This is a genomic window from Luedemannella flava (assembly GCF_039528515.1).
GTDB classification, from domain to species: Bacteria; Actinomycetota; Actinomycetes; order Mycobacteriales; family Micromonosporaceae; genus Luedemannella; species Luedemannella flava.
In genome coordinates, this window is the sequence record NZ_BAAALT010000182.1 from 1 (window position 1) to 21,746 (window position 21,746).

At 65.5% G+C, this 21,746-nt stretch carries 13 protein-coding genes and 1 pseudogene; 11 read left to right on the forward strand and 3 right to left on the reverse strand.

Annotation, left to right across the window (positions count from 1 at the left end):
- Positions 1–239: 239 nt before the first annotated feature.
- Positions 240–887 carry a helix-turn-helix transcriptional regulator gene (locus ABD211_RS24290; protein ID WP_344136340.1) on the reverse strand — a complete coding sequence of 216 codons (648 nt, stop codon included), beginning with the start codon at positions 885–887 and terminating at the stop codon, positions 240–242.
- A 106-nt stretch (positions 888–993) separates the two neighbouring features.
- On the opposite strand from ABD211_RS24290, the gene folE reads away from it, so the two are divergent.
- The 3 genes from folE (at position 994) to ABD211_RS24305 (ending at position 2,403) form a co-directional block, all read left to right on the forward strand.
- Positions 994–1,590, forward strand: a complete 597-nt coding sequence (gene folE, locus ABD211_RS24295) for a GTP cyclohydrolase I FolE (RefSeq protein ID WP_344136343.1) — start codon at positions 994–996, stop codon at positions 1,588–1,590.
- Positions 1,591–1,675: 85 nt separating this feature from the next.
- The gene (locus ABD211_RS24300; RefSeq protein ID WP_344136346.1) at positions 1,676–1,867 is read left to right on the forward strand and encodes a hypothetical protein; all 192 of its coding nucleotides are present in this window, start codon (positions 1,676–1,678) and stop codon (positions 1,865–1,867) included.
- 83 nt (positions 1,868–1,950) lie between these two features.
- Positions 1,951–2,403: a hemerythrin domain-containing protein gene (locus ABD211_RS24305; RefSeq protein WP_344136349.1), complete on the forward strand. Its 453-nt coding sequence runs from the start codon at positions 1,951–1,953 to the stop codon at positions 2,401–2,403.
- Positions 2,404–2,451: 48 nt separating this feature from the next.
- On the opposite strand, the gene ABD211_RS24310 is transcribed toward ABD211_RS24305, so the two are convergent.
- Positions 2,452–3,042 (reverse strand): hypothetical protein, encoded by a 591-nt coding sequence (locus ABD211_RS24310; RefSeq protein WP_344136352.1) that lies wholly within the window; start codon positions 3,040–3,042, stop codon positions 2,452–2,454.
- Positions 3,043–3,515: 473 nt separating this feature from the next.
- On the opposite strand from ABD211_RS24310, the gene ABD211_RS24315 reads away from it, so the two are divergent.
- Entirely contained in the window at positions 3,516–4,289 is a 774-nt protein-coding gene (locus tag ABD211_RS24315; protein ID WP_425560520.1) for a fibronectin type III domain-containing protein, read from the forward strand.
- 914 nt (positions 4,290–5,203) lie between these two features.
- Here ABD211_RS24315 and ABD211_RS24320 read toward each other — a convergent pair.
- Complete coding sequence (locus tag ABD211_RS24320; protein WP_344136358.1) at positions 5,204–5,905, reverse strand: TetR/AcrR family transcriptional regulator; 702 nt, start codon at positions 5,903–5,905, stop codon at positions 5,204–5,206.
- Between the two features lie 97 nt (positions 5,906–6,002).
- Here ABD211_RS24320 and ABD211_RS24325 point away from each other — a divergent pair.
- The 7 genes and pseudogenes from ABD211_RS24325 (at position 6,003) to ABD211_RS24355 (ending at position 21,569) form a co-directional block, all read left to right on the forward strand.
- A pseudogene (locus ABD211_RS24325) lies at positions 6,003–6,907 on the forward strand (SDR family oxidoreductase).
- A gap of 156 nt (positions 6,908–7,063) precedes the next feature.
- Positions 7,064–7,942: an SDR family NAD(P)-dependent oxidoreductase gene (locus ABD211_RS24330; RefSeq protein ID WP_344136361.1), complete on the forward strand. Its 879-nt coding sequence runs from the start codon at positions 7,064–7,066 to the stop codon at positions 7,940–7,942.
- Positions 7,943–8,111: 169 nt separating this feature from the next.
- A complete protein-coding gene (locus ABD211_RS24335) occupies positions 8,112–8,792 on the forward strand; it encodes a Rossmann-fold NAD(P)-binding domain-containing protein (protein WP_344136364.1) in 681 nt (226 codons plus the stop codon).
- An 88-nt stretch (positions 8,793–8,880) separates the two neighbouring features.
- The gene (locus ABD211_RS24340; RefSeq protein ID WP_344136367.1) at positions 8,881–9,942 is read left to right on the forward strand and encodes an MBL fold metallo-hydrolase; all 1,062 of its coding nucleotides are present in this window, start codon (positions 8,881–8,883) and stop codon (positions 9,940–9,942) included.
- Positions 9,943–10,152: 210 nt separating this feature from the next.
- The gene (locus ABD211_RS24345; RefSeq protein WP_344136370.1) at positions 10,153–10,998 is read left to right on the forward strand and encodes a hypothetical protein; all 846 of its coding nucleotides are present in this window, start codon (positions 10,153–10,155) and stop codon (positions 10,996–10,998) included.
- Between the two features lie 1,432 nt (positions 10,999–12,430).
- A complete protein-coding gene (locus tag ABD211_RS24350) occupies positions 12,431–21,178 on the forward strand; it encodes a hypothetical protein (protein WP_344136373.1) in 8,748 nt (2,915 codons plus the stop codon).
- The gene (locus ABD211_RS24355; protein ID WP_344136376.1) at positions 21,171–21,569 is read left to right on the forward strand and encodes a hypothetical protein; all 399 of its coding nucleotides are present in this window, start codon (positions 21,171–21,173) and stop codon (positions 21,567–21,569) included. Before ABD211_RS24350 ends, ABD211_RS24355 begins: the two co-directional genes overlap by 8 nt.
- Positions 21,570–21,746 lie beyond the last annotated feature (177 nt).

Sequence of the window (21,746 nt, forward strand, 5' to 3'; positions counted from 1 at the left end):
ATGGTCGCCACGCCGGTCGCGGCCATCGTTTAACACCAGCTAGGGCCACCGTCATGTCGTCGTCACGGGTCACTGGACGAATGCTGAAATGGTGTGGAACCTGTGCCGCACTTTTGTGCAACACGGATTTGACGCGATATGCCGCCTGTGCAGGCTCGCTCAGCCGGTGGCGGTAGCTGGACCGTGGACGAGATCGGTCGTGCGAGCGACGACACTTCGAGACAGACCCTGGGGTCTGGTCAGGCGTCGTCGAGCCGGACGCAGCAGGCGCCGGGCCGGGGCGCCAGTCGGGCCCGGCAGTCGGTGCTGCCGAGGCCGTTCACGAGGCCGGCGATCAGGGCGTGGTTCAGGCCGCACACCAGCGCGGTGTGCCGGGTGGCCAGGGCATGGAACGGGCAGTTGTGGAGGAGTAGTTCGCCGTCCGGGCCGCGCTGCGGTTCGAAGCCCAGCTCCGCCAGCACGGTGACGACGTCGAGATTGTCCGCGCTCAGGTGTGTCCCGAGCGCCCGGCCGTGTTCGTGGGCGAGCCGGTGCGCGGCCTCGTCGGCGTGCGCCGGGTCCGTCGCCACCGCCTCGGCGAGGATCTCGGCGATCAGCTCGTAGCGCCGTCGGGGGATGGTGATCGCCATGCCGTCGCCGGCGGGTTCGTAGACCTTCGGTGCCCGGCCGCGGCCGCGCGGCTCGTCGGGCGGCGCCTCGTAGCGCGACGTCAACACGCCCGCGTCGACGAGCTTGTCCAGGTGGAACGCGGCGAGGCCGCGCGACATGCGCTGGGCCTCCGCGGCCATCTCCCGGGTGACCGGATGCCCCTGGCGCCGCACGTAGTCGTAGAGCGCCCGACGCGAGGGGTCGGCGAGGGCGGCGAGCGCGACCCATTGGTCCTGCACGTCCGCAGATTATCACCAACGGCCGCTGTTGAAATTACCTCGACACTGGTCCAGGATGGCGATTAACGCTAGCGATCGTTGGTGAAAACTTGATCGGAGATAGTCGATGACCGTCACCCCGCTTCGGGTCGCCCGTCAGCGACCGCGCCACGACCCGGCCGCCGCCGAGCGGGCCGCGGCCGACTTCCTCGCCGCGTTGGGCGTCGACCTGACCTCCGAGAGCCTGGCCGAGACCCCCGGCCGGATGGCGCGGGCCTACGCGGAGCTGCTCACCCCGCGCGAGTTCCAGCTCACGACCTTCGACAACGACGAGGGGTACGACGAGCTCGTGCTCGCCCGGGCCATCCCCATCCGGTCGGTGTGCGAGCACCACCTGCTGCCGTTCATCGGCGTCGCCCACGTCGGTTACCTGCCCGGCGAGCGGATCCTCGGCCTGTCCAAACTCGCCCGCGTCGTGGAGCTGTTCGCCCACGGTCCGCAGGTGCAGGAGCGCCTGACCAAGCAGATCGCGGACTGGCTGACCGGTCACCTCAACCCGAAGGGCGTCGGCGTCGTGATCGAGGCCGAGCACCTGTGCATGACGCTGCGCGGGGTCCGGGCGGTCGGCGCCACGACCATCACCTCGACCCTGCTCGGCACGCTGCGCGAGGACCCCCGCTCGCGGGCGGAGTTCTTCACCCTGGCCGGCATCTCCCACGCCTGAAACCCCATTGGCACCCGATGCGTTTTGCCTGGTCAGCCGTGGGTAGTTCCTGGGCTCTGACACCCGTGTCAACGGGAGGCACATCGTGTTCTGGAAGTTCGTGGTCCGATGGGCGTTGATAGCGGTCGCCATTCCGCTCCTCGCGGCGGTCGTCCGCGCCATCAGCGAGTCCATGGAGCGCCGCAAGGGTTCCACCCGCACGTCGTCGGTGCTGCGCCAAGCGGCGGACGCGTTGTCGAGCCGGGACGCTCACCGCCAGCTCACCGCTAGCCCTTAGGTTCGTCGTCCCAGGTGTTTGCCGGGCTGACCCCGGGGAAGAGGGGGACAGTGACGGGGCACCGTCGCGAGGAGGAGGTTCAGATGAGTGTCACCCTGGAGCGTGTCGACGGCGACGTCGTCGACGTCCTGCTGGCGCAGCACGACCAGATCAAGCGCGCCATGGCGCGGGTCCCCGCCCTGCAGGGCGCCGAGAAGGCCGAGGCATTCGCGCTCGTGACCGAGCTGCTGGAGCGTCACGAGCGCGGCGAGCAGCAGGTGGTCCACCCGGCCACCCGTGACGACGTCGAGTCGGGCGGTCGAATCGCCGGCGACCGTCTCACCGAGGAAGCGAACGCCGACATGGTCATGGCCGAGATGGCCGAGATGGACGTCGACGACCCGATGTTCGACGTGCAGTTCACCGAGTTCCGCAACGCCGTGCTGGCCCACGCCGAGCGCGAGGAGATGGAGGAGTTCCCGCGCCTGCGGGCCGACATCCCGGCGGAGGAGCTGGCCAAGATGGCCGACGACCTGGTCGAAGCGGAGAACATGTGACGGTGTGGCGCGGCCCTTGACCGGGCAGGTGGCGGTCAAGGGCCGCGCTCATGCGCTGCTGAGGCAACCTCCGTCCGGGAGCGTGCCGGTCATGAAGGACGACCCACCGCCGTTCGGGAACTTCAGATAACCCACGACGCAGGCGTCTGCGACGAGCACGCCGTACAAGATGGTGCCCGGGGGTCCGATGTCGTCGGGTCCGGCGACGCGGACCGTCCCGGTGAGGCCGTTGCGGAGGAACCGCTGGCGGATGTCCTCCAGGGTCTGCTCGACTGTCGGCGCTTCGGCGCCCGGTGGACAGTCCCCGTGACCCTGGGCGCAGAGAAGCGCGAACCCGATCTCATCGCTCGCCTTCCGGGAGATGTCCATGCCGCGCCGGCGCTGCTCCTCGGTGACCGCGGGGCGCCGGCCGACCTCGATCGCGGCGCGTTCGCAGTAGTGCGTCCCGTCCGCTCCGCCGAAGGCGAGGCACGCGAACGGTCGCGGCGATGACCCGGACGTCGGCTCATCGCCGCCGCTAAACCCGGGGAGTGCCAGGTCGCCGATGGCGAGCGCCAGCCCGATGGCTGACGCGAGTACTACCACCACCCAGCGTCCGGCCAGGCCCCAGGTCATTCCGTCCGGCGGCGCATCTGCCATATCTCAGCTCCCTGACCCGCCGCACCGGCTACCGACCTTCTGCCGGGCGTGGTCCGGAGTCGGAGATTCTTACACGGCTTGAACACCTGAAACGTGCTCAGCCCGCCAAGATTCGCCCGGCCAGGTTGCGAAAGATCACCTTAGTGCTGATCTACCACGTAGGGTGCAAACATAGAAAAGGCACCCAAAATGCGTAAACATCACCCAAGGGGGTACTTCGCATGTCGCTGCGTCAGTCAACGTCACCCCATGCGCGCGTAGGCGCGCTGGCGCTGGTCGCCGGGATCATGGTGGTGGGCGGGTTCGCCGCCTCGGCAGCTGCCGAAACGCGTCCGCCTGCCGGCATGGTGGCGGCGGTTGCCACCACTGACACATCCGCTCCGACAAGCGAGCCCCCTGCCACGTCCGAGGCTCCGACAAGCGAGCCCCCCATGACCTCCGCGGCTCCCACGAGCGCGGCGCCCACGACCACCATGCTTCCCACAAGCGCGGCCCCCACGAGTGCGGCCCCGACGAGTGCTCCACCCTCGCCGACCGGGTCCCCGGGACCGTCCGCACCTGACGCGCCGACCGGGGTGACCGCTATCGCGGGTGTGTCGTCGGCGCTCGTCGAGTGGACCGCGAGCCCTGGATCGATCACGAAGTATGTCGTCACGGCGGCACCCGGCCCGGCGACCTGCACGACCGACGGGACCGCCTGCGTCATCGGCGGTGCGGCCGGCACCGAGTACACCTACACCGTGGTCGCCTACGCGGGGAACGTCGCCTCCGCGCCATCGGCACCCTCGAACCCGGTCACCCTTGAAGCGCCGGTCGTTTCTCCGACGCCGCCCGCTACGGACGCGACGATGACGAGCGACCTGAGTTCGGGCCAAACCGTGGGGGTGGGCATGAAGATCACGGTTGGGGGCGAGGGCTACGCGGCCTACTCCACCGTGGACATCACCCTCTACTCGGAGCCGACCTTACTCGCCACAGTGGTGACCGACGCACAGGGTAGCTTCCGCCAGGAGATCACCATCCCGGCCGGCGCGACGGTGGGCGAACACACCATCATCGCCTCCGGTGTGGACGCGGCTGGAAATCCGTACTACATGAAGCTGCCGGTCACCGTGGCCCCGCAGCTGGCGCAGACCGGTAGCCGGGCGACGGGCATCCTGGTCGCCGCGATCGCGCTGCTGTCCGTTGGTGCCGTGCTGGTGGTGCTCGGCTGGCGGCGCAGGCCCGCGGTTCGCCTGGGTCGGTGACCACGGCCCGTCCGGGTGTCCGCGTCGGCCGGTGCGCCGGCCCGGACGCCCGGACGGGCCGGCAGCGGTGCACCAACCGGTAGGGCTGTCGTTCACTGCCTGAGAACGTGGCCCCGTTGTTCGACGGGGCCCACGCCGACCTGGGCAGTTCTGGCGAGTTGCGAAATTCCGTCGCCGTTCGGATCGATCCAGATGTGAGGCTGGCGAAGGGGGATCGGCGTTCGGAGCGCGAAACCGTGGTGTAGCCACGGTTTGTGTGGCTTCCCGCTCACGGACGCGATCATGAGGCCGGGTGCAGTTCCCCTCGTTGTTTCCAAGATCTCCATTTCGTGTGCAGGAGTGCAGTTGGGCTGCGTTCTGGTGCACGGGACGGCGATCTTCGCGACAAGCGAGGGGCGATTTGTCGCTTCTCGGGTCGCCGGGACTGTGCGTTCGCACCGCGTTCAGCGATCGTGGAACGACGCGCGCCAACAGCCGGCGATCGGACTGCATGCCTGTACCGGAGATAGTGATCTCCGCATCGGCGCGGACCGCCTGAACAATCACCGACGCGGATAGACGCGGTCGCGTATGTGCCGCGGCCGGCCGACCAGCGCGGTTATAGCCAGTGACAGCCGGCCCATCGAGCGAAGCCCTTGACTGGGTAATACCTGGTCAAGGGCTTCGACTTGGTTGCTGGGAGAAGTTCTAGGCGTGGTGCCCCCGGCCGGATACAGCCCAACACTGCTCCCCACGCGGTCACCTGGCCATCGCGGCTGAACTGCCCATCGGCTGACGGGACACGAGTCGGATGTACGGACGCCGTGCACCTTAGATTGTGGGGCGAGGCGAGTATGCCCTTGCTCGCTGCCTTGGGGCTGTCGTTCCGACATCGAGTTCGAATGGAAGGACGCCTCTGGCTGCGCCGGCGCAGCTCAGCTCTCGGCTGTCATGGTGGCTTCGTCGACCGGCGGGTTGTGCCGGCGGGCGAGGAGTCCGGAGATGGTCACGGCCAGGGTCTGGCGTAGCAGGTCGGTGAAGTCCAGGCGCATAGTGGCCAGTTCCGGGTCTGCGGCGTAGGCGGCCAGTAGCGCCTCGGGTGGCCGGCTGTACGGCCAGGCGGCCGCGGTGATCAGCGTGGCGGTGGCGGCCAGCTGGGTCGCGTCGTGGCTGCCGAGCTCGGGTAGGCACCGCAGGATGAGCTGAGACTGTGTCTCGTAGGTGGCCCGGGTGGCGCGCTTGTGCCGCAGGGCGACCTCGGCGGACACGTTGTGTTCCAGCACACTGGCGTGCGCGTTGGTCAGGTCGCACAGCGCCGGCCGCTGGGCGAGGGACTCGGCCAGGATGGCGGCGAGCCGGTCGCCGCGCTGGCGCGGGGTGCCGCCGCCAGCCTCAAGGGCGCGGTCGAGGTGTGCCAGCCAGTCCTGGGCCTCCGCGTCGAGCAGTTCGAGCAGAACCGCCTCGCGTGACTCGAAGTAGCGCAGAACATTGGACTTGGCCAGCCCGACGCGGCGGCTCAGCTCGTTCAGGGTGATCTTGGCGACCGGCATCTCGGCCAGCATCTCGGCCGCGGTCCGCAAGATCTGCAGCCGCCGTTCGTTCCGCTGTTCGTCGCTGCGGGCGCGTTTGAACTCCATACCTGTGAGCTTACAGACCTCAGGTCTCTTGTTAAAAGACCGCTGGTCTTGTTACCGTGGAAGGCGCAACAGACCGGCAGTCTCTAAGGAGCAAGCGATGTACCAGGTCCCCGACCAGCACGGCAGGCTCGCCGTCGTGACCGGCGCGAACAGCGGCACCGGCAAGGAGACCGCCAAGCGCCTCGCCGCGGCCGGCGCGGACGTGGTCCTCGCGGTACGCACGCCCGCCAAGGCGAGCAGGCCCGCGCCGAGATTCAGTCCGCCCACCCGCGGGCCAAGGTCGAGGTGCGCCGGCTCGACCTCGCCGACCTCGCCTCGGTCCGCGACTTCGCCGACGGCCTGACCGCCGACGGCCGCCCGTTGGACCTGCTGGTGAACAACGCCGGGGTGATGAACGTGCCGCAGCGGATGGAGACCGTCGACGGCTTCGAGCTGCAGCTGGGCAGTAACTTCCTCGGCCCGTTCGCGCTCACCGTCCGGCTGCTGCCCCTGCTGCTGGCCGCCCCCGCTCCGCGGGTGGCGACCATGAGTAGCGGCACCGCCAACCGGGCGAAGATCGATTTCGACGACCTCCAGTCCACGCGCAGCTACAGCCGGTACAGGGCTTACGCGCAGTCGAAGCTGGCCGACATGCTGATGATGGTCCACCTGGCCGAGATCGCGGCCGAACAAGGTTGGAAGCTGTTGTCGGCAGGCGGGCACCCCGGCAGCACCCGGACCAACCTGATGACCTCGGGCCCCAACCTCGGCGGCCAGGGTCCCCGCCTCTTCGAGAAGGTGCTCTACAAGATCGTGCCCAATCAGGGGCCCGAGCAGGGCGCCGAACCGCTGCTCTACGCAGCGACCAGCCCCGACGCCACGTCCGGCGGCTACTACGGTCCGCGTTGGTCGATGGTGGGCCCGACGAAGGCCGTCGAGCTGCCGCGCCCGGGCCGGGACAAGGCGGTCGCCGCGCGCCTGTGGGCCGAAGCCGAACGCCTCACTGGCGTCACCGCGCCCTGACGATCCGTACAACGAAGCCGACCACCAACCGGCCGGCCCTCCGGTCTAAAGGCGCGGCCTTCGTGCTCGCGCCGCCGGCGGCGCGAGCCTCGGCCACCACCACACCCCGCCCTCCAGTACACCGTCTGCAACACCCGCCCCACATAAGGAACGAGCATGGACAGCAAGATCATCTTGGTCACCGGCGCGACCAACGGCCTCGGCCGCGAGGAAGCCAAGGCCCTCCTCGCCCAGGGCCACACCGTGATCTTGCATGGCCGCAACCGCGAGAAGACCCTCACCGTGCAGAAGGAGCTCGTCGCCGAGACCGGCAACCCCAATACCGACGTGCTCATCGCCGACCTCGAATCCCTTGCCGAGGTCAAGGCGATGGCCCAGGAGTTCACGGCCAAGTACGACCGGCTTGACGTGCTCGTCAACAACGCCGGCAACCAGTACGGCACCAGGTGGGCCGGCACCGCCGAAGGCCACGAGAAGACCATGGCGGTGAACCTCTTCGCCCCCGTACTGCTGTCGCTGCTGCTCATCGACAGCCTGAAGAAGAGTCCCCGCGCACGCATCGTGACCGTCTCCTCCGCCTCCCACGCCCAGGGCGGAAAGCCGTTCATCGACGACATCGAACTGAAGGACAACTACTCCTTCAGGCGCGCGTACGGCCTGTCGAAGCTGTACGTGATCTGGGCGATGCGATCTCTTCGCAAGCACCTGAGCGAGCAGGGCATCGAGACCATCGACGTGAACACCACCCACCCCGGCATTGCCCTGACCAACCTCGGGGGAAGCGAGAAGCGACCGTGGTACATGACGGTGATCTACACCGTCGGCAGGCCACTGGCACCTCTGCTCATGCGCACCGCGGCGCAAGGCGCCGCACCGACCATCTACGCCGCAACGTCCCCCGAGGTCGAAGGCCTCTCGGACCGCTACTACGGGCCCAAGGGCCTGGAGCAGGTCAGCGAACGCCACTACACCCCCGCGAACGAGGCCGCGGTCTGGAACTACTGCATGAAAGTCGTCGACCCCTACCTCAGATAAATGGCGATGTGCCAAGAAGGCACAGCCAAAGGCCCGTGGGAGTTGGTTCGGGCGTCCTGACAGCAGCGCAGACGGGCCCGGTACGGAAGCCGACCACCAACCAGACCTGACACCGCGCGGACGGGTGACACGCGGGTCAGATCAACGATGCGCAAGGAGCTGAGACAGCATGAAGGTAGTCGTCTTCGGAGGTAGCGGCCTTGTCGGCGACGGGTTCCTCCAGGAGAGCCTGCTCGCTGACGACGTCACGGAGGTCGTCGCCGTCGGCCGGGCGCCGCTGGACGTGACGCACCCCAAACTGCGCCAGGTCGTGCACGCCGACTTCGGCGACTTCACCCCGATCGCCGACAACCTGGCCGGCGCCGACGCATGCTTCTGGGGCCTCGGCGTCTCTTCCGCCGGTATGAGCCCAGCGGACTACGAGCGCATCACCTACGACTACACGATGGCCGCGGCCCAGGTTCTGGCCGCCGCCAACCCGGCCCTGACGTTCGTCTACGTCTCCGGCGGCGGCACCGACAGCACCGAACAAGGCCGCAGCCGTTGGGCCCGCGTCAAGGGCCGCACCGAGAACGCGGTCATCGCCACCTTCCCCAACGGCTACGCACTGCGTCCTGGTTTCGTCCGCCCCATGCACGGCAAGAGGTCCAAGACCCGGGCGTACCGGCTCGCGGACCCCGTCTTCCCCGCGCTCGCAGCGCTGATCAAGCTGTTGCGCCTGGAGCCGGTCCTGCTGACCAGCACGCAGCAGTTGGGACAGGTCGCCTTGCGGCTCGCCCGGCAGGGCTACACCCGCCACGTCCTGGAGAACCGCGACATCGTCACCGTAGCTGCCCAACAGCCCGGCTGAGCCGAACCCGCGCGTCACCCAGGCGCAGGACGCCACCCTGCGCCTACTGAGCACAACCAGCACCCAGCAGATAGGGGCATCAACAAGCATGACCAGCAACAGCCTCCGCAGCCTGCGCGACCTGCCCGCCCAGCTGGGCGGACGGGCGACCGGCGTACAACGAACACGGATCGAGGCCTCACCCCAGTTCCGCGATGGCCAGTTCAGCAACACCATGCCGGCCTCCAACCCTCCAGCCGCAAACATGCCCCGGGTCCTTGTGGCGATGGCGACCGGACGCGCGGCCCGCCGCCCGCACCGACCCGTCCCCCTGCACACGCCGGCTGCGGGCGACCCCACCGGCCTGCACGTAACGTGGTTCGGGCACTCGTCGGCGCTGGTCGAGATTGAAGGACACCGTGTGCTGCTCGACCCGGTGTGGAGCCAGCGGTGCTCGCCGGCCCCGTTCGCCGGTCCGAAGCGACTTCACGAGGCGCCGGTGCCCTTGCGTGAGCTTCCACCCCTGGACGCCGTGGTGATCTCACACGATCACTACGACCACCTCGACATGGCCACCATCCAGGACCTCAACACCCTGCAGGCCGTCCCGTTCGTCGTCCCCCTCGGCGTCGGCGCCCACCTGCGACGCTGGGGCGTCCCCGACTCCCGCATCATCGAACTCGACTGGCACGAGACCACCCGGGTGGCGGACATGGAGCTGACCGCCACCCCGGCGCGGCACTTCTCCGGCCGCGGCCTGCACCGCAACGACACACTCTGGGCAAGCTGGGTGATCAAAGGCCCCACCCGCCGAGTGTTCTACTCCGGCGACACCGGCTACTTCCCCGGCTTCACCGAGATCGGCACACAGCACGGACCGTTCGACGCCACCCTCATCCAGATCGGCGCGTACGACACCAACTGGCCCGACATCCACATGCTCCCCGAGGACGGCGTCCAAGCCCACCTCGACGTCAACGGAGGTCTGCTCATCCCGGTGCACTGGGCCACGTTCAACCTGGCACTACACGACTGGGCCGAACCCGCCGACCGGACCTGGCGGGCAGCCAAGGACCACGACGTGGCGCTTGCCATCCCTCAACCCGGCCAACGGGTCGACGTCGACAACCCCCCGCCGGTCGACGCCTGGTGGCAGTTCCTCACCCGCTAGGCCCCGCGACAGGCTCACGAGCAATCATGAATGGATCCACGCCGACAAGACGGCCGTCAGGTCCGGCGCGCTGACCCACCACCAAGCGCCGTTCGGCACTGACCGCCCGCGGACCCGCGCGGCCCCATCACCCCGTCCCGGCGAACAGAGAGCTATACAAGTGTCGACGATCATCACTGACGGCAGTGCACACGCCCTTGCGAGCGCGTCATGAGCGCTACGTCCGACACGACCGGACTGGCCGGTCCCGCCAGTCAGCTCGCCCCGCCGACCCCTGAGCTGCGTTCCTGGTGGGCCACCACCCTCAGCGTGACCAGGCGCAGCTGGAGACCAGCGCTGCTCGTTACGGGAGTCTCGATCTCCGTCCCGGAGACCGCACTCGAACTAGCACGCGTCCTCACCGAGGCCACCGGCCACCACACCGCCAACTCACTCTTCGACCTCGCCACCGCGACCAGCAGTCCCACGGCCTTCATGCTGGGAATCGTGCTGCCCGCCCTGCTGCTCATCGCCGGCAGCGTCACCGCCACCATCGGCTGGGCCGGCGGCGTGTGGGCACTCGTCGGCCCTACAGTGACCGGCCAGCCCGTCAGCATCGCCGACGCCTACCGCTACGGCCTGAGCCGCCTGACGTCCCTGTGGCCCTGGACCCTCGCCGCCGCGTTCCTGCTCATCGCCGGCCTCTACGCCTTCGTCGTACCCGGCATCTACCTACTGTTCGCGCTATCCATGTTCAGCTACGCCGTCCTGTTCGAGCACAGCCGCAACCCACTCCTACGCTCCCTCGCCCTCACCCACACCCGACCCGGCCGCGCGCTGGCCCGCTGGGCCGTCGTCGCAGCCGTCGTCGTCGCGTTCGAGGCCGCTCTCAGCCTGATCTTCGGCGCGCTCAGCCTCATCCTGTTCGGCCATCCCGGGTTCGGCGCCGACGGCATAGGACTCCAAGGCGCACTCATCGACACCATCCACACCGCCTTCGCTGCCCCCACAGGGGCCCTACTGGTCATCGGCCTCACGATCACGTACGCAGACCTACGCACCGCCAACCGATCCTGATCGGTCAACCGGTCCTTCCGCCATAGGAATAGCCACCCCTGGAATACATGCACCCCACCAGCTCGCTTCATGACGAGTGGGGAAGCAGGGCGGCGCCCCAACTCGACTTCGCGCGGCCCGCCGAGACGCGCACCGAACGCCGCGGCACTCGGCATGATTCGCGCGATCTGCGCTCATGGGCTGTACCTAAGTGGACGGATCTTGGCTGGTTTTGCATCGGCGCGTAGCTGACCGTGTAGCGAAACTCTGCTCCGCCACCGTCACAGTGGCTCGCTCGCCGGGTCACGATCGCCTCAGGCGGTCACGCGCTCCATGGCTACAGACGCTGGAGGGGGAGCAGGTTCGTACCCTCGGATCGAGATACGAAACGCGCCCCCGAACGCGAAGACATCATAGCGTTGAGCTGCGCAGACGTAGTGGAGGCGCAGGCCAATCTCCACGGCCGGATACACCCCAACACTGCTCCCCGTCGGGACGTCTGGCCATCGCGGCTGACCTGCCTCTTTGGTAGCGGTGGATCGGTTGGTGTCGGTGGCCAAACACAAAGAATATTCACACAGTAATCGCACGCAGGGAAATCAAGCTTGGCTTGCCGGGCTGAGGCACTTTGCCCGCCAGTGCTTGTGGTCGAGTGAGGACCGCGAGCTCGGGACGGCGACGAGTCCGCGCACCGCCCCAGCCTCCAACGCCGAGATGATCGGCAGCAAACAGTTCCTCGGCGGCACCGAGGTCGATGGCGAGTCAGCCGTCCGGTGGGTCCGATCACTCCCAGGAGCAGGTACTTCCGCACCTCGCTCCACACCGTGCAGAACCTCGGCAACGACCACGCTGGCGACTTGTCCGAGTTCCTGTCGCTCGACCCAGCCGATGAAGCATGCGTCGGCGAGGGCCGCGAGCTGGGCACCGGCGTTGATGAGGAAGAAGCGATCCTGCTCGCAGAAAGGCTCACCAGCGCCACCGCGGACCGCTGGGTCAACTACGCAGTGGCCGGTAGGACTATACCGACTACGTCCAGAACCGCCGGTGTTACAACGGCACGGTTATGGAGGTAATTTTTCCTTATAGTCACTACGTTCCGTGAATCCACTTGACATCGATGTTGACCACGCCACATGATCATGGTCGCCTTTTAGGTCGTGATTGCGGGGGTTGCTAAGTGTCACGTCTAGCCGGTTCTGGGCGCTCAGTATCTGATTCGACGGATGGCGAGCGGGAAGTGGGTCTGCGCCGCCGCAGGTCGTGGCGTTTGCGGTTGGTTGGCTCGCTGGCGGTCACGGTGGCTGCGTCGTTGGCGCCGGCGGTGGGTTGGCCCGACCGGGTGACCGCTGCCCCGCCAGTCGCCGTGCAGGCCGAGTGTCCAACTGAGGAGCCCGATCGTGCGGCGGCGTTGCGGGCGGCCCGGCAGTGTGGCGGTCGGGTACGGATCGCGGAGTTGACCTCGGAGACGGGGGAGTACTTCGCGGCGGCGGATGGGTTGTACGAGGCGAGGATCTCGGCCGCTCCGGTGCGTGCGCGTAAGGGCGACGGTTGGGCTGAGGTGGACCTGACCCTGATCAAGGGCGCCGACGGGACTGTGGCCCCCAAAGCACACCCTGGCGCTCTGACGATGTCCGGGCAGGTGTCGAGCGCAGGCGAGCACGAGCTGGCCGCGGTGGGTCATGGTGAAGGCCGGGTGGCGATGAGCTGGACCGGTCCGCTGCCCGAGCCGATGTTGGACGGCGACACCGCGACCTACGCTGACGTCCTGCCTGATGTGGACCTCGTGGTCAGGGCGACCCGGACAGGCTTCCAGGAACTGCTTAAGGTCAAGACGCGGGCAGGGCTGGCGAAGGTACGCGACATCACCTTGCCCGTGACGTCTAAGGCCGCCGCAAGCTTCATGCGGGACGCAGGGGGCAACCTGGCGATCAAGAATGACGCGGGTAAGGTCTTCGCGCGCATCCCAGCCCCGCAGATGTGGGACGCGAAGCCCATCGCCACTGGTCAAGCGCCTGAGCGACGCAATATCGACACCCGTGTAACCAAACGGGCAGCCAAGGTCGTCGAAAAGGCGGGTCTAGATCTACGGCTGCTTCCCGATACGGACTGGCTTGATGACACGCGGCGGGTCTTCCCGATCACGATCGACCCGACGATCAACCCTTTGTACACGACGTTCGACACCTATGTGAAGCAGGGCGACACCGTCGACCGGGGCGGAGAGAACGACCTGCAGTTCGGGCTAGTCAGCGGTGACGTCGCGCGGTCTTTGGTGAGGTGGGACACGACCGAGTTCGCGGGCACCTACGTTTCGTCGGCCACGACGTACTTCTGGAACTGGTGGTCGCCCACGTGCACAGCGAAATCGTGGGACATGTGGACTACCTCGCAGAACGTCGAGGGCATGGTCTGGACAACTCAGCCCGACTGGTTGGTCAAGGAGGCGTCGTCCACGCAGACGAAGGGGTTCAGCTCCTCATGCAACGACGGCTGGGTGTCGGTGTCGTCGACGACCTTCTTCCGTCGGGCGGCTGACAACAACCAGAACCGCGGGTACATGGGTCTGCGCGCCACCAGCGAGACTGACGCCAACGCGTTCAAGCAGTTCAGGTCCCGCAACGCCGCAGACTCGAGCCAAGTGCCCTACACCAACATCACCTACAACCGGTACCCCGTCATGGGCACCCGGTCGACGGTCCCCGCAACCACATGCGTTACCGGTACGTCCCGGCCGTACATCAACACCAAGACTCCCACCCTTAAGGCGAAGGTCACCGACCCGGACGGTCTGAACACCAAGGCTGAGTTCGAGTGGTACGTCGCGGGCGGGGCAAAGATCGGCGGAGCCACCACCGCATACGGAACCTCGGGCAGCACCTACGCCACCACCGTGCCCGCCGGTGCGTTTGCCGAGAACGGCACCTACTCCTGGCGTGTCCACGGATCTGATGAGTACCTCTGGGCCGACTGGGAAGATCCCTGCGAGTTCAAGGTCGACACGACCCCACCCGCAACCCCGACCATCACCAGCACATCCCACCCCATACAGAGCGCGTACTACAACAGCTCGACCCTCACCGCGTCCCTTGCGGCAAGCGACACCAACGGCGTCGCCGGATACGCAGTCAAAATCGACACTGCAGCGACCACCAGCCCCGGGACAACAGTCACCCAGACCGCCGTAACCGTGTCGGCGGCCGGGCAGACCGAAGGCGTGCACTACCTACATGTCGCCGCCGTAGACCTGGCGGGTAACTGGTCACCGGCCGCGCATTACCAGTTCAAAGTGGATACCGGGAAGCCGGGCGCACCGACCAACCCCACCTCGTCTACGCATCCGTCCAGCGACATCGCCTACCCGTCGCGAACCATGACGGTGTCGTGGGGTGCGCCGGAGGACGCCTCCGGCGTATCTAGCTACGTGGTCGTCGTTGACCAATCTGACAGCACCATCCCCGACACCAGCCCCACTCAGACGGCCATGACGTTCACCACGACAGTGCCTACCGACGGCACCTGGTGGGTTCACATCCGCGCCCGGGACGGCGCCGGCAACTGGTCCGCCACGGCCGTGCATCTCAAGTTCATGGTGTATACCGGCCCGCCACCGGCACCAACGATTACCTCCACCAGCCACGCCAACCCAGATCTCGTCTACCCGAACGGTTCATTCACCGCATCGTGGTCGGCCGTCTCCGGCGCGACCGGGTACAGCCTCGTGGTCGACAACGTTGCTACCACGACCCCGGACACGACCGTCGACCAGACGACGTTGACGTACAACGCTACGAGGACTGACGGCGTGTGGTACCTGCACGTGGCCGCCCAGAACGCGGCCGGCACTTGGGGCACGCCCGCTCACTTCAAGTTCACCGTCGACACCGCCGCGCCCTCACAGCCCGCTGTCGTGAGCTCTACGCACCTTGACCCCAGCCAGTGGTACTCAACGTCAGCGTTCGCCGCGACATTGACCGCAACCGACAGCGGCAGTGGTCTGAACGGGTACGCCGTGGTGATTGACCAGTCGCCCGGCACGTTGGCCGGCAACATTGTCACGCAGACTACGGCGAACGTCACTGCGAGCGGACTCGCAGACGGCGCTTACTGGTTGCACGTGGCCGCCCAAGACAAGGCCGGCAACTGGTCCACCACACAGCACTTCGCGTTCAACATCGACACCACCAAACCAAGCGCGCCCAGCGCCCTCACCTCGTTGACCCATCCGAGCCCGACACAGCTCTACCCTTCCCGCCAAGTCACCGTGTCCTGGAACCCACCAGCCGACACCTCCGGCGTAACGCAGTACGCGGTCATCGTCGACAAGGATCCGGACACGATGCCGCCCAGCCTGGCGACCCAAACGACGACCACCTACACCACGACTGTTGACGCCGACGGCGTGTGGTGGGTCCACATCCGTACCGGCGACGCTGCCGGCAACTGGTCCGATACGGCGGCGCACCTGCGGTTCGTCGCCGACACCACCCAACCGCTGACACCCGTTGTCAGTTCCACCACCCACCCCGACCCGACCAAGCACTACTCGTCCGGTGCGTTTACCGGCAGCTGGCCGGCTCCCGCCGGCGCTGACGGGTACAGCGTCCAGATCGACGACAAGCCCGCCACCACACCCGATACAACAATCGACACGATCGCGACCAGTTACTCCGGCAACTACGGCGACGGTGTGTGGTATCTACACGTCCGAGCGGTCAACGCCGCCGGGACCTGGAGCCCGGCCGGGCATTGGAAATTCACCATCGACACCACCGCCCCGCCAGCGCCCACCGTCACCTCCACCGACTACCCAGCCGAAGCCTGGGCTGGGCAGCCCGGAATGCCGGGCCTGTTCACGCTGAGCGCAGGTGGCGCCACCGACGTCGTGTCCTACCGGTATGGGCTGGACGAGAACCCACCCACCCACACCGAGCCCACAACCACTGCGGGCGCAAGCGCGGCCGTCGTAGTGACCCCGGACGCCGTGGGGACGCACGTCCTTTACGTCGTTGCGATCGATGCTGCCGGCAACCAGTCCACCTCGGCCACGTACACGTTCCGGGTCTCGGCCGCTTCGGCTACAGGCACCCTTACCCTCGACGGCACGCCACTAACACTGACCACGACTGTCAGCGGGCAACAAGCCACCGCCACGTTCAACGCCACGACGGGTCAGCGCATCTCCTTGGGATTGAGCGACAACTCGATGGGTCATGGCGTCAGCGTCAAGCTCTTGGGGCCGGACGGTTCGATCGTGGCATCAGCGTCGGGCATCCCCGAAAGCGGCACCTTTATCGATGCGACGGCCGTCCCTGCGACCGGCGCGTACACGATCGTGGTCGATCCCGCCGACGATGCCGTCGGGCACATCACCATCCGTGCGTACACCGTCGTAGACCAGGCACTGACCACAGAAATTGGCGATACACCCACCGCCACCTCGATCACGACACCGGGTCAGAACGCGACCTGGACATTTCAAGGGACCGCCGGCCAACGGGTTGCCCTGGACCTGACCACGACGGCGACCGGCATGCGCCTGTCCATCACGAAGCCCGATGGCACCTTACTCAAGACAGCCTGGCACCTCAACGGCTCATCTTTCATTGATCCCGAGACGCTGCCCAATACCGGCGAATACACACTCACCGTCGACCCCGACGGCCCATATACGGGACCGATCGGTATACGTCTGTACGACGTGCCAGTAGACGTAACCACCGTGGGTGAGCTGGGGGGTATGTCCACGACAGTCGCCGTCCAAGCGCCCGGGCAGAACGGCATCGTCACGTTTGAGGCGACCACCGGCGTCAAGACCTATGTACTCCTTGAGGACCTCAGCAATCCCTCCGTCTCGATGGCGTTTACCATGCGCGACCCGTCCGGCGCCATCGTTGGCAATGCATACAAGTCGTCTGCTAATCCTTCTGCCGCGATCGGTCCGCTTGATCTTTCGACGACGGGTACCTACTCGCTGATCATCGACCCGAGTGGCATGGATGTCGGCACGTTCAGCATCCACATCTACAAGTTCCAAGCGCCGACAGTCGTGACGACGTCGGTCGGCGGTCCCTCCGTCACGCTGACTGTCACTGCGCCGAACCAGACTGCCGATGCAATTTTTGCCGCCGCCGCTGGACAGAGGATCAGCGTTCTCGTCGCGGGGCCAGGAGGTTTCTACAACGACAATACGACAACCCCCTACCGGATCGAGCTTCTCGATCCGTCGGGCGCGACGATGCAGTCGGAAGACGGATACGGTGACTATCCGGTGCTCATTCGGGAAACGACGATACCTGTAGACGGCTCATACACCATTCGGATCGACCCGGCCGGCCTCGGCGTCGGTTTCATAAAGGTGCAAGTCTCCAACCTTCCAGCGGAGGAAACGGTCGCCACGACGGTCGACGGTGACCCATTCGACGTAGCGCTTCCAACGCCCGGAATGTCGACGCTAGTTCAATTTAATGCACTTGCCAGACAGCCTCTTGCGATAGGTGCAACATCCGGTCCCGACTCGCTTGGCGCGGAACTCGTCGCGCCCAACGGTGAAACAGTGTGCAATACGACTCTTACCGCCATGTATTCAGATCTCTGCATGGCGACTATTCCCGGGATCTACAAGCTACGGCTGACCGTAAAAGGCGCTACCGGTGGGACCTGGAAAATTCATATCTTAAACGCGGTCCGTGCGCCAATTGCCAACGTTGACCTAGGTGAAGCGACAGGAGAAGACGGATGGTCCTCCTCGTCAACAGCCACGGTCACCTGGCATCCGAACAATAGATTTTCGATTACTCAACTACCTGTCGCTGGATATGCTGTTTCGGTTGACCAGATTCCGACAAACGACCCTGGGACGACCCTCACACAATCAGCCGATGGCTGGTCCGGACAGCTCACTGACGGCGTGCATTACCTACATGTACGGACCATCATGCCTAACGGATACGCAGGTCCGGTCGCACACCAAATGATCAAAATCGACACCACCGCACCCACGATGACTACCGTCACGTTGACCTCCCACCCCGATCCGAACGTTCCCGTCAACTCTTCTGATGTCGTGGCGGAGTTCACGAGCTCGCCGGACCTATCGGGAGTGTCCTACGCCGTCTCCGTTACGCACGGCGCGGACGACGTCCCGTCGGATGCGCCCATCTCTGGCGCCGTATTTACCAAGAACCTGCCCGGAGAGGGCCAGTGGTACTTGCACGTCGTCCCAGTCGACGGAGCAGGGAACCGCGGAGAGGCCGCGCATCGGAAGTTCCTGGTCGATCTACCGCCAGGCGCTCCCAAGATCACCAGTATGACGCACCCGGTACCCGGAACGACCTACTCAAACGACATGTTCGTGGCAGCGTGGCAGGCCAGCGACACGTCCGCGACCGTGTGGGCCGTGGCCCTCGACCACAGTCACGACACCGTGCCCAGCACGACGACGACCACCGCCGAGCCGCGATGGGATGCGCAGCTCGCGTCGGGGACTTGGTGGCTGCACGTCCGTGGGGTGGACCTCGCTGGCACAGCGGGTGCGACCGCACACTTCAAGGTCATTGTTGACGCGCCTGCCATCCACTTTCTCGCCCCCGTCCCTGGGCGTGGCGTTTGGGGGACCATCCCGGTCACCGTCGCCTGCTCAAGTGGTGTGACACAGCTGACCATCCAAGCCCGACTGCGTGGCGGCGCCTGGCAGGAAGTCGGAGCCGCTACCCGCAACGACGACGCCTGCAGCGCGACCTGGAACACGACGGGTACGACGTCGGTCTGGCCCGATGGTGCCTACGACCTGCGAGCACTGGATGGCACGGAAGTGGTGGCTGGCGGCTCGTCCGTCACTCTTGCCAACAACACGAACGTGCTGGAGCGCCTGGCGTTCGATTACCAAGCGGGCACGATCAGCGCTGCCGATTACGTACAGATCGGACTGTTTGGGCTCACCGACCCTACCGCGGTGCCAGTCCGGTACAGCGGCGGCGCCGTGGCGGTCGGCAACATTGACGCGGCCCGAGCCGAACTCCTGCGTCTTTGGCCCGCATTGGCGCCCTCTGAGCAGGAGGAAATCTCAGCCTGGCTAGAGCCGACCGAGGTGAGCCGGCCGTCGACTACGAGTGGCCGTTCCTCCAACGCGCTGGCTTCGAACAACCCGGACTGCAGCTTCTGGGTCCGGTTGTCGGGCCGCAATTTTGGCTGTCGAGTCAAGACTGATCACTTCACGATCTACTACGACGAAGGGGACATCGATCAGACCACCACGGGCGGCAATGTCCGCCCGGACTTTATCGAAAACCTCAAGACGACGCTTGAACAGGCCCGTACAGCCTTTAAGAACGAACTGGGTTACAAGGTTCCCAATGACGTTGTAGTACAAGTGCAATGGCTGCCGGCCGGAACGGGCCTGTCGCTTCCCCCAGCTGGATGCCTGACTTGCGGGGATGGGACAATGTTCCTTACGAGGGATTCGCAAAACATCAAAGGACTCGCCCGCCACGAACTCTTCCACTTTGTCCAGTACCAATACATGAACGACCGGTTTGCGGGCGACTACTGGATGAACTGGTGGATGGAGGCGACCGCCGAATGGGGTGAGCACACAGCAGCTGAACTCGCCGGCGAATCGGGCATTGACTCGGATTACTACAGTTCATTGGACGCCTTTCTTGCGGAATCAAGTGAACGCTACGACGAAGGCGACACAGTTATCAGCGGAGGAGGCCCCGAGTACGGCGCGTTCATCGTGGCGGAGTTTCTGGAAGAAAGACTGCTTAGGGACTCCATCAGACAATCGTGGGAACGACTCGTCGGCGACGCCCCGCCACTGCCGGGTGCAGTCATCAAAGAGTTGATCGAACAGCGTCGCGTCGATGGCAACTTCGCCGATGAGATACAACGCTTCCGTGAATGGGCCTACACCATTGACAAGAACACATCCGGCGTAGGATTCCAGGATAGTGACGCCACCCGATGGAAGCAGAGCTTGGACGATGCCGACTTCCCTGGGCATCGGCCACGGCACGACACCGTGACCATCGACGAAACTGGGCCAGGGGCGGCCGGAACCGTCGAGGGCACCACGGAGATCCAACAGACCGGCGCACATTACATCGAGATCAAGAACCCCAAGAAGTTTGACACCGACGTGACGGTGACGTTCGACGCGGACAGCCCAGCGGTGCGCGGCAGCATCGTACTGCTTGACGAGGATGGTCTGCCAACGAACAAGTGCGGCGATAGCAAGCCGTTGTCGGGCAGTCCCGCGGTTACGCTTACCGTGACCTGTCCGGGTGCGTTCATCACCATGGTCAACGCCGAGTACGGCGGGAAGTGGGCCACCTGGTCAGACGTGACTTACCAGGTCACCTACCAGGTCACAGGGCTGGTCCTGAGCAACGGCTTTGTCGACCTCGGGATGTCGGCGTTTGGGCACCTAGGAATCGCGAGCGGTGTCGGTGCCCGATTGTTGGATAGGCCGGACACCGAATGGATTGCCCGTTTCCAAGGTGATGGATGGGGAGTCAACACGCCAATTGGGCCCAATTACCTTGCTTTCAGTCACTACGCCGGCGGCAGTAAGGACCTTTCGCTGAATGGGGTTCGCATGACCGACGCGGGCGATGGGATCATATCGACGGTGACCGCGCTTGGCTCTTTGGAGATTATCCATCGGATCGAGCCTGCCCCCGTGCGCGTGCCCAATTGCCCGCCTTCAGCCGGGTCGTCCTGCCTGCTCGACAGCAGGTATCTCTACAAGATGCAGGTTTTCGTAATAAATTTCGGTGCACCAATCTCTGACATGACCTACGCTCGGTCGATCGACTGGGATAACGGCGGTTACTGGTCCTACAATTCCCTGCAAACGCTCGGCGGAGACACCAGTTACCTCGATCGAGCGGGCGATGACGGCTACTGCCAGCTCCTCGAGTCCCCAAATCCAACGCCCGTCACGGGAGTCAATTGGGAGGGTGACACGCGGCATCTCTGTGGTCCAGACATCACTCTGAAGCTCGGGCGCTTCGAAAGCAACGATATCAAGTTCTTTACCATCTACTTCGGGGTTGCGCCAGACGCGGCCACGGCGCTGTCAGCGGTGACGCAGGTCGGCGCGCAAGTATACTCGACTGGTAAGCCACTTACTCCTGATGGGCTCGCTAACGGGACGCCCTCGACGGGGGTATTCGCGATTGATGGGAGTGATCTTGTCTGACGTGCGCAGTCGAAAGTGGCTTGGATTGATCGTGCTTGTCGTTGCACTGCTCGTATTGTGCTGCGGGGGATCCTTTTTCTTGGTGCGATCCTACCAACCCTTCCTCGAACCCGAGCAGGAAGAAGCGCTTTACATACGCAACGACCGTGCCCACGAGATCACGGTCAGGATCGTGGACGCGTCCATGGAATCTAATACGGATATTCCCCCTGGCGGCTTTCAGGGTTTCAATGAGGGCATCTTCTGCGAGGCCACATTGATCGAGGCGCAGGATGAGAATGGTCGGGTTCTGGCACGTGTGAACAGCGTCGCCTGTACGACTCAGACTTGGATCATTGCCGAGGACGGGACAGCCACATTTGTTCCGGGAAGGGCGGAGCCGCCGAAGTGACACGGGAGCGGCCGGTCATGGACGGTCAGCTGGTGTCTGGTGACCGACTGCCACGATAGTGATCACTGCAGCCAGCCGACCAGTGCCAGGACGATCGCCCGTCGGCATTGCCGGATGGCGTGTTGGGGACTGGGGTCTGCTGCACGGATAGGTGACATCTGAGGTGGCTTGGCCGGT